7 protein-coding genes are annotated in these 8,064 nt (G+C 42.4%); all 7 read right to left on the bottom strand.

Features of this window, described 5'->3' with window-relative positions; all coding sequences use genetic code 11:
- On the bottom strand, positions 1 to 627 hold a 627-nt coding region (locus SPADD19_RS01105), incomplete at its 3' end, for a primosomal protein DnaI (protein ID WP_241496381.1).
- The gene (locus SPADD19_RS01100) at positions 628 to 1,806 is read right to left on the bottom strand and encodes a replication initiation and membrane attachment family protein (RefSeq protein WP_003017373.1); all 1,179 of its coding nucleotides are present in this window, start codon (positions 1,804 to 1,806) and stop codon (positions 628 to 630) included.
- Positions 1,807 to 2,280, bottom strand: coding sequence for a transcriptional regulator NrdR (gene nrdR / locus SPADD19_RS01095; RefSeq protein WP_003017391.1), 474 nt, complete (start codon positions 2,278 to 2,280; stop codon positions 1,807 to 1,809).
- Positions 2,281 to 2,442: 162 nt separating this feature from the next.
- Complete coding sequence (locus tag SPADD19_RS01090) at positions 2,443 to 3,255, bottom strand: endonuclease/exonuclease/phosphatase family protein (RefSeq protein ID WP_049498392.1); 813 nt, start codon at positions 3,253 to 3,255, stop codon at positions 2,443 to 2,445.
- A gap of 85 nt (positions 3,256 to 3,340) precedes the next feature.
- The gene (locus tag SPADD19_RS01085; protein ID WP_128861541.1) at positions 3,341 to 5,536 is read right to left on the bottom strand and encodes a PTS transporter subunit IIBC; all 2,196 of its coding nucleotides are present in this window, start codon (positions 5,534 to 5,536) and stop codon (positions 3,341 to 3,343) included.
- 234 nt (positions 5,537 to 5,770) lie between these two features.
- On the bottom strand, positions 5,771 to 6,469 hold the full coding sequence (locus SPADD19_RS01080) for a response regulator transcription factor (RefSeq protein ID WP_003017362.1): 699 nt from the start codon (positions 6,467 to 6,469) through the stop codon (positions 5,771 to 5,773).
- Positions 6,470 to 6,478: 9 nt separating this feature from the next.
- Positions 6,479 to 7,903 carry an NADP-dependent phosphogluconate dehydrogenase gene (gene gndA, locus SPADD19_RS01075; RefSeq protein ID WP_061454983.1) on the bottom strand — a complete coding sequence of 475 codons (1,425 nt, stop codon included), beginning with the start codon at positions 7,901 to 7,903 and terminating at the stop codon, positions 6,479 to 6,481.
- Between the last annotated feature and the right edge of the window lie 161 nt (positions 7,904 to 8,064).

Here is an 8,064-nt window from a genome sequence, read left to right as displayed (position 1 = left end):
ATCGACGGTTTCTTTGACCAAGCCCGAACTGATGGCATTTTTGACATCGATAGCAAAACTTGGGAAATGAAGTAGGGTAGTTGAGGCCTGGCGCTTTTCGGATAAATCATGAGCCAAAGCTGCCATCATGTAGCTCTTTCCTACTCCGAAATCACCATAGAGGTAGATCCCCTTTTGATATTCAGGATAGTTGGCCACAAAATTGGCTAATTCTTCAAAAGCCTCGAAACGTCCTTTATCATCGAGCTCTACCTTGGCTAGACTCGCTTCTTTCAAGGTCGAAGGGAGATTAATCAAGTTAAGACGTTGGTTGATTGCAGCTCGTTTTTGGGCTTCGATTAACTCTGGCGTTTCCTCATAAGCGACATCCGCATAGCCTTCATTCATGGTGAGGATGGGCTTATAACCTTTGGCAATATAATCCGAATCTCCCAATAAGAAACGGTTGCGTTCACTAATGTATTGATTAAATTTTGAAATACTACGTCGAATTTCTTGCTCAGACAAAGACTGGTCCTTAATAAAGGCAGCAACTTCTTGATCTGCCAAGATCTGTGCGACCAAATCCTCATAGTTAAATTGACGCGCACGGTTCATGTGAGACATGGTTTGACCTACACTTTCCATCTACTCACCTCCTTGATTCAGTTTTTCTAACAGGCGTTGTTTCTCTTTAGCAAGATCCACCTTTTCTGCTTGACTGGTCTGATTTTGATAATTTGGTTGACTCCACTTGGGAACATTGCTGTGCTTGCCCTTGGCTGATGTAGGACTCGTCCCCTTGTTTCCTTGAGCCTTAGCTTGCTCTTGGCGTTCTCGAACTTTTAAAATCGCTAGTTCTGCACTGTTGACCCCTTGATAAGAAAAATCATTTCCTACCTTCAAGGCATACTTTTCATTGAGATTAGCAGACTGGGTCTTGTTAAAGGTCAACAATAAGATAATATTGATCACCTCATCTAGTAAGCCTAGATCAGCTAACTTGGATAAAGTCTTGCGTTCGCTCTGCGTAATGGTCGCATTGCGCGTCTTCTTAATCTCCGCTAGAAATTGTAGGCTGGATTTTGCCTTAGCTTCCCTCAGAATAGTTTCTTCCTGACGGCTATAGGACATACGTGGTCGTTCCTGGCTAGCCTGAGCCAACTTTTGCTTCATTCTCTTTGGAGAGACAATCCGGTCTACAGCTGTTTCTTTGGCTAAAAGATAGGTTTCATACCAGGTCCATTGCTGCTCTTCTGCGATGGCAAAGAGGGCTAGGGTTGCTTCTCCTTCATCCGCAAAACGAAGTCCATCACGCCCCATCATTCGCTTAAACATCTCCATATCAAACTGCTGTTTCTTACTTGGAACAACAGTCGCTTCCCCAGCATCTAGTCCAAAGACTTGCGAGAAAGAAACTTGCCTTCTACTCCCTAAAGAGCGCGCTGGGAGCAAATCCTCTACGGCCTTTTCCCCGATTTTCTTTTCAAGCAAGCGTTTATAGACGGCATTGGAAAAGAATTGCTCCGCCTCAAGAGGAGCGTGCAACTGGATCGCGATGCCAGCTTCCTCCTCAAAGATATCGATCAATCCCATAGCAATCAAACGATCAAAAGCAAGTAACAATTGAGGAAACCCCATATCAATGTGGTTTAAGATTTGGGCAAGTAGATGTTTCTTTTCACCTTGATCATAAGATGCGAGCAGAAAGCGATAGACCGTCACGGTTTCCATCTCTAAAATAGGCAGGTAATACTGCTCTAATGCAGGCCCTGCCGGTGGAAGAATGTTATTTTTTAAAAATGAGAACGGAGTATTGGGCTTCATCTATTTTTCCTTTTTCTTCTTGGTTCCCTTCGTGATTTGTTTCAAGAGGGTCTCTAACTCACCGACATCCTTGAAACTCCGGTAAACACTAGCAAAACGGACATAGGTAATCTCATCAAGGTCCGCCAACTCATCCATAACCAAAGAACCAATACACTCACTGTTAATTTCATTATCGCTTTGGCTACGAACCTTTTGCTCGATCCGGTTTACAATTTCTTCGATTTCATCACTGGATACAGGTCGTTTTTGTGCCGAGCGGATAATACCATTAAAAATTTTATCACGAGAAAATTGCTCGCGTGTTCCATCCTTTTTAACAACCACTAGGGTCCGTTCTTCCACTCGTTCGTAGGTAGTAAAGCGATAATGGCATTCTTCGCATTCACGACGACGACGAATGGTGTTCCCGTCTTCAGCTTGTCGACTATCCACCACACTAGACTTACTTCCACCACATTTTGGACAACGCATTTGCTACCTCCTTAAACTGTTTTAACACTTCATTTTACCATAAAATGAATCGTAAAGAAAGCAGAAGAACAGGAGATCTCCTTGTCCCCACTCCTCTTCTACAAATTAAAAAAGTCCTAAAACAATTTAAAACTAAAATCATTCTAGAACTCTCATTTGATTTTAAAGAGATAATTCAGCTTCTAAGCCATAGTGATCACTCACAAGCGGTTTATTTTGACCATCAAAAATGACATGTAGACGCTTAATTTCCCATTCTGGACTTGCAAAGATGTAATCAATTCGCAGTGGTACCTGATTATCCGTCCAGCCATCGATTCCAGGGCCTACAGTATAGGTCCCCTTTGTTTCTTTGGCTTCAATAAAGCTATCTTGGAGCTTTAAGGAACTGGATAAAATCGTTTCATACCCCTCTTGACCAGCAGGATTATTGAAATCACCAGCTAGAATAAAGGGTTTGCCTACTTGGCTGAAGTAGTTCTCAATGCGTGGCCACTCAAATTGGAAACCTTTGTCCCACCAAGAAAGATGAACGCTGCCAACAACGATTTCTTTTCCATCCACACTCGTATGAGCAACGGCCACTCGACGGGTATGATAGTCCGTTGGATCATCCATATTGGATACCAAAATCTCATCTGCCTTCAAGGGTTGACGTGAAAGAACTGCCACCCCTTCATTGAGGTGATCATAGCCGATATGGTTGTAGGCCCAAGTCCAATAGTAGTGAAGCCCTTGGGCAGCCAACTCTTCAACCAATACGCGAACAAAGTGATCCTTGTGAATAGCCACGGCTGATGGCGCGGCTTGATAATACTCATCTGTTTTAACTGTTTCTGAGGCCATCTCTTGATTGACCTCTTGGAAACAGATCACATCATATTGTGCTTCTAAAATTTGTTCCTTGAGGGTTTCAAATTTTTGCTGGGCATTCTCTTCCATCCAACTATGGGAATTTAATGTTAAAAATTTCATCCCCTGATTTCTCCTTTTTTCCAAATCAAGAAACGGCAAGAGGCCGGGTGCACTGCCCCAACCTCATTTTCTTTGCCGACGTCTCTTATAATTCTACTGTTGCAACTGGAGCATTTGCTGCCAATTTACCAGTATGTTCGACCTTAACAGATTTAATCGCATCTGCATTTGTGAAGACAACAATTGTTGAAGTTTCACGACCTGCTTCACGGATCGCATCAAGGTCTGCTTCTACCAATAGGTCCCCAGCAGCAACTGTTTGACCTTCCGTAACTTTAACCTCGAATGGTTTTCCTTCAAGACTAACCGTATCTAGACCGATATGAACCAAGACTTCCAAACCATTATCTGTTACCAAACCAAGGGCATGTTTGGTTGGGAAGACGCTGGTAACTTTACCAGCAACTGGTGAAACGATGTGACCATTTTCAGGCTCAACTGCAAATCCGTCACCCATCATTTTTTGTGAGAATACAGGATCTTTCACATCTTCGATGTTGATCACTTCACCATCTGCAACGGAATGCACTTCATCCGTCACCCCTTTAAAGGTTGCTTCAGCTTTTTGAACTGCTGTCATTTGGCTAGGAAGTGTTTCAGGAATGACTTCACCTGAATCAAGAACGTCTTGGATATCAGATTTCAATACGTCAGCTTTAGGTCCGTAGATCGCTTGGACACCTTGTCCTTTCATGACAAGACCCATAGCTCCTTCTGCTTTCCATTGTTCTTCGTTTCCGACTTTTTCAGCGTCCTTAACGGTTACACGAAGACGAGTCATACATGCGTCAACATCTACGATATTGGCACGTCCACCAAGAAGGTTGATGATGTTAATGACTTGTGAGCTTGCTGAGCTTGTAGCAGCACCTGCTGCTGCACCATCCCCTGCAGGGGCATCATCATTTTGTTCATAGTTACCGTTACGTCCTGGAGTTGCATAATTGAATTTCTTAATCATGAAGTTGGCAATGAAGTACATGATAAAGGCAAAGAGGACTGTTACCCATACAAAGTTAAAGATATCTAATGCCAAACCAGCGTTGATGGCCATTGGGGTACGTGTCAAGAATTCGATTGAACCGAATGAGTGGACACGAAGGTTAACCAAGTCAGCCATTGCAAAGGCAGCTCCTTGCACAAAGGCATAAACAAGGTACAATGGTGTAGCAATAAACATGAACATGTATTCAATTGGTTCTGTTACACCTGTCAAGAATGTTGCAAGGGCAGTTGCAAAAAGCATCCCTTTATATTTTTCTTTTTTATCTGGATCCACATTACGATAGATAGCAACCACGATACCCATCAAGATACCGAAGGATCCGATCATTTGACCAACTTTGAAACGAGCTGGTGTGTACGCATGAAGCAAGTGTTGATATTGGCTAGGGTCTGCCTTCTTCAAATTAACAAGGTCTGTTACCCAAGCTAACCAAAGTGGATCTTGTCCAAATACAGTTGTTCCTTTGGCAGCACCTGTAAGAACTTGGTAACTACCACCCAATTGAGTATAGTTGATTGGAATGGTCAACATATGGTGAAGACCAAACGGCAAAAGAAGACGTTCCAAAGTACCGAACAAGAATGGTGCCAAAACTGGAGCTGTTGATTGCGAGTTGGCAATCCAAATACCGAATCCATTAATTCCTGATTGAACTACTGGCCACAAAGCCGCTAAAAGCAAGGCTGTAATGGCTGAACGTACAATAACAACGAATGGTACAAAGCGTTTCCCGTTGAAGAAAGAAAGGGCTTCTGGGAGTTTACGGTAGTTGTAGTATTTATTGAAGGCTGTTGCTCCAACGAAACCTGAGATAATCCCTACAAATACCCCCATATTAAGAGCTGGAGCTTCAAGAACACTGATAAAGTAGTCCGCAACTTTAATTGATCCACCGAAGATTGTGTGTACTGTAGCAGCCTTATCAGCCAACATTGCTGATGTAACTCCAAAAACTGCACCGGTAATACGGTTAATCAAGATGAAAGAGAGACCAGCCGCAAATGCACCCCCAGCACGCTCTTTGGCCCAGCTACCACCGATAGCGAGTGCAAAGAGGATGTGAAGGTTACCGATAACCCCCCAACCGATTTGTTCGAGAATCCCACCTGTAATAACAAGTGGAGATAAATTCGGGTTGATCATAGGGATTGATTTCCCGATTGAAATCATCAACCCAGCAGCTGGCATGACAGCGATAACGACCATCAAGGCCTTACCAAACTTCTGCCAGAATTCAAAGCTAAATAAACTTTTGAATGATCCTTTGTTCATCATTCAACCTCCTTATATTGTTTAAGGCTTTTGTTTTTAAGAAAACGTTTGCGCTTAATTTGCTTCTAGCAAACCATATTTTAAAAATTTGTAAAGCCTTACATTCATTTTTTTCTCCAAATTTTATATTTTTTTATCTTTTTTAAGCCAAATTCTTTTTAAAACTCATTCTTTTTTCAACGCAAACGATTTCTTTGAAACTAAAAAACATTCGAATCCTTAAAGGATTCGAATGTTTCATTCTAACTCATCTTGCATGGCATAGCCAATACCACGAACTGTTTTAATATAGCTTTTTTGACCCGGGAGATCAATCTTCCCACGGAGATAACGGATATAGACGTCAACAATATTGGTTTCACCCGTACTTTCATACTTCCAGACACTCTCCAATAACTGCTCACGTGTTACCGCTCCCTTGCTTCCCATCAGGGTCGCTAGGAGGTCATATTCTCTGCGGGTCAAACTAATCATGTCCTTCCCACGATAGACGGTATGGTGTTCCACATCAATGCGCAAATTGCGGTATGACGTTGGGATTTTCATCTGGCTACAATGTTGGTCAATATAATCACGTCCTCTAAAAATGGCTGTGATCTTATCTACCAAATCGCTGATAATAAAGGGTTTGACCATATAGGAAACGGCAAAGCGCTGAATACTCTCTTTGTGCTCAGCAATTTTTTCGCGACTATCCAAAACAATCAAAACAGAAGCTGGGCGAATCCGACTGATTTCCTCTGCGAATCTTTCACCAGACATATCTGACAGATCGTAATTAAACAAGATCAGATCATATTTGGTCGCAGCAATCAACGCCAGACCTGCTTTTCCATCTTCGACCACATCAACTTGATACCCCTCTTTTTGAAGTTCCAAATCAATGAAGCGAGCGATTTGCTTCTCATTTTCTACTAGTAGAACTCGTTTGACCATAGGGCAAGATTATTTTTCGTCGTACCAAGAATAGTGGAAGGTACCTTCTTTGTCTTTACGTTGGTATGTGTGAGCACCAAAGTAGTCACGTTGTGCTTGGATCAAGTTCGCGGGAAGATCCGCTGAACGGTAGCTATCAAAATAAGTAATCGCTGCTGAGAAGGTTGGTACTGGTACACCAGCTTGAACAGCAAGAGCTACGATATCACGAACTGATTGTTGGTACTTAGCAGTGACATCCAAGAAGTACTCATCCAATAGAAGGTTAGCAAGATCTGCATCGCGGTTGTATGCATCTGTGATCTTTTGCAAGAAACGAGAACGGATGATACATCCATCGCGCCAGATAGATGCGATGTCAGCAAATGGCAAGTTCCAATTGTTTTCTTTAGAAGCGACGCGCAATTGAGCAAAACCTTGTGCGTATGAGATGATTTTTGAGAAGTAAAGGGCTTGACGGATTTTTTCAATCAATTCAGCCTTATCTCCTTCAAATTTGAATGCAGCTGGTTTTGGAAGAACCTTGCTTGCATGAACACGTTCTTCTTTGTAAGTAGAGATGTAACGAGCAAATACTGACTCAGTAATCAGCGACAATGGCACACCAAGGTCAAGCGCTGATTGACTAGTCCATTTACCAGTTCCTTTGTTTCCTGCAGCATCCAAGATGTAGTCTACGATAGGTCCATCTTGACCTTCGTCGTCTTTGCGTCCAAGGATATCAGCAGTGATTTCGATCAAGTAGCTGTCCAATTCACCCTTGTTCCATTCAGTAAAGATTTCAGCCATGTCTTCTGCAGAAAGTCCAAGCAAGTGTTGCATGAGGTCATAGCTTTCTGCGATCAATTGCATATCACCATACTCGATCCCGTTGTGGACCATTTTTACGTAGTGACCAGCTCCATCAGGACCGATGTAAGTCACACATGGTTTTCCATCTTCAGGCGCTTTTGCAGAGATTTCTTCAAGAACATCTGCTACCAATTCATAGGCTTCTTTTTGTCCACCAGGCATGATAGAAGGACCTTCAAGGGCACCTTTTTCACCACCAGATACACCAGTACCGATAAAGTTGATACCAGAGTTCGCCAACTCTTCGTTACGACGGATGGTATCTTTATAGAAAGTATTTCCTCCGTCGATCAAGATATCGCCTTTATCCAAATGTGGAAGAAGGGCTTGGATGGTTGCGTCTGTACCAGGTCCTGCTTGAACCATAAGCATGATACGACGTGGTTTTTCGATTGAGTTTACGAAGCTTTCGATATCATAGCTTGGCACAAAATTTTTATCAGGATGGCAAGCAATTACATCTTCTGTTTTTTCTTTACTACGGTTATAAATGGCAACTGTGTAGCCACGAGATTCGATATTAAGGGCAAGGTTACGACCCATTACGGCCATACCAACAACACCAAAGTTTGCTTTAGTCATGTGACACTCCTCTTTATAGTTTGCCTTTATTCTATCATTTTTTGGCATCAAATGAAAGCAGAAAATAGCTTTCCACTTCTCCAAGAGCGAGAAGATCATGCAAGTCATTTGATCTTAAAAACAAAAGTGCCCGAGAAACAGTTCTCAGACACTTCCTTATG

This window comes from Streptococcus parasanguinis (assembly GCF_001578955.1).
In the GTDB taxonomy this organism is placed as follows: domain Bacteria; phylum Bacillota; class Bacilli; order Lactobacillales; family Streptococcaceae; genus Streptococcus; species Streptococcus parasanguinis_U.
Note: the sequence above shows the minus strand (reverse complement) of the source record. Positions and strands in the feature narration are given on the sequence as shown.

What these genes read in the sequence shown, in the direction of transcription:
- SPADD19_RS01100 (WP_003017373.1), bottom strand. Translation starts at nt 1,806, where the DNA reads ATGAAGCCCAATACTCCGTTCTCATTTTTAAAAAATAACATTCTTCCA.
- nrdR (WP_003017391.1), bottom strand. Translation starts at nt 2,280, where the DNA reads ATGCGTTGTCCAAAATGTGGTGGAAGTAAGTCTAGTGTGGTGGATAGT.
- SPADD19_RS01090 (WP_049498392.1), bottom strand. Translation starts at nt 3,255, where the DNA reads ATGAAATTTTTAACATTAAATTCCCATAGTTGGATGGAAGAGAATGCC.
- SPADD19_RS01085 (WP_128861541.1), bottom strand. Translation starts at nt 5,536, where the DNA reads ATGATGAACAAAGGATCATTCAAAAGTTTATTTAGCTTTGAATTCTGG.
- SPADD19_RS01080 (WP_003017362.1), bottom strand. Translation starts at nt 6,469, where the DNA reads ATGGTCAAACGAGTTCTACTAGTAGAAAATGAGAAGCAAATCGCTCGC.
- gndA (WP_061454983.1), bottom strand. Translation starts at nt 7,903, where the DNA reads ATGACTAAAGCAAACTTTGGTGTTGTTGGTATGGCCGTAATGGGTCGT.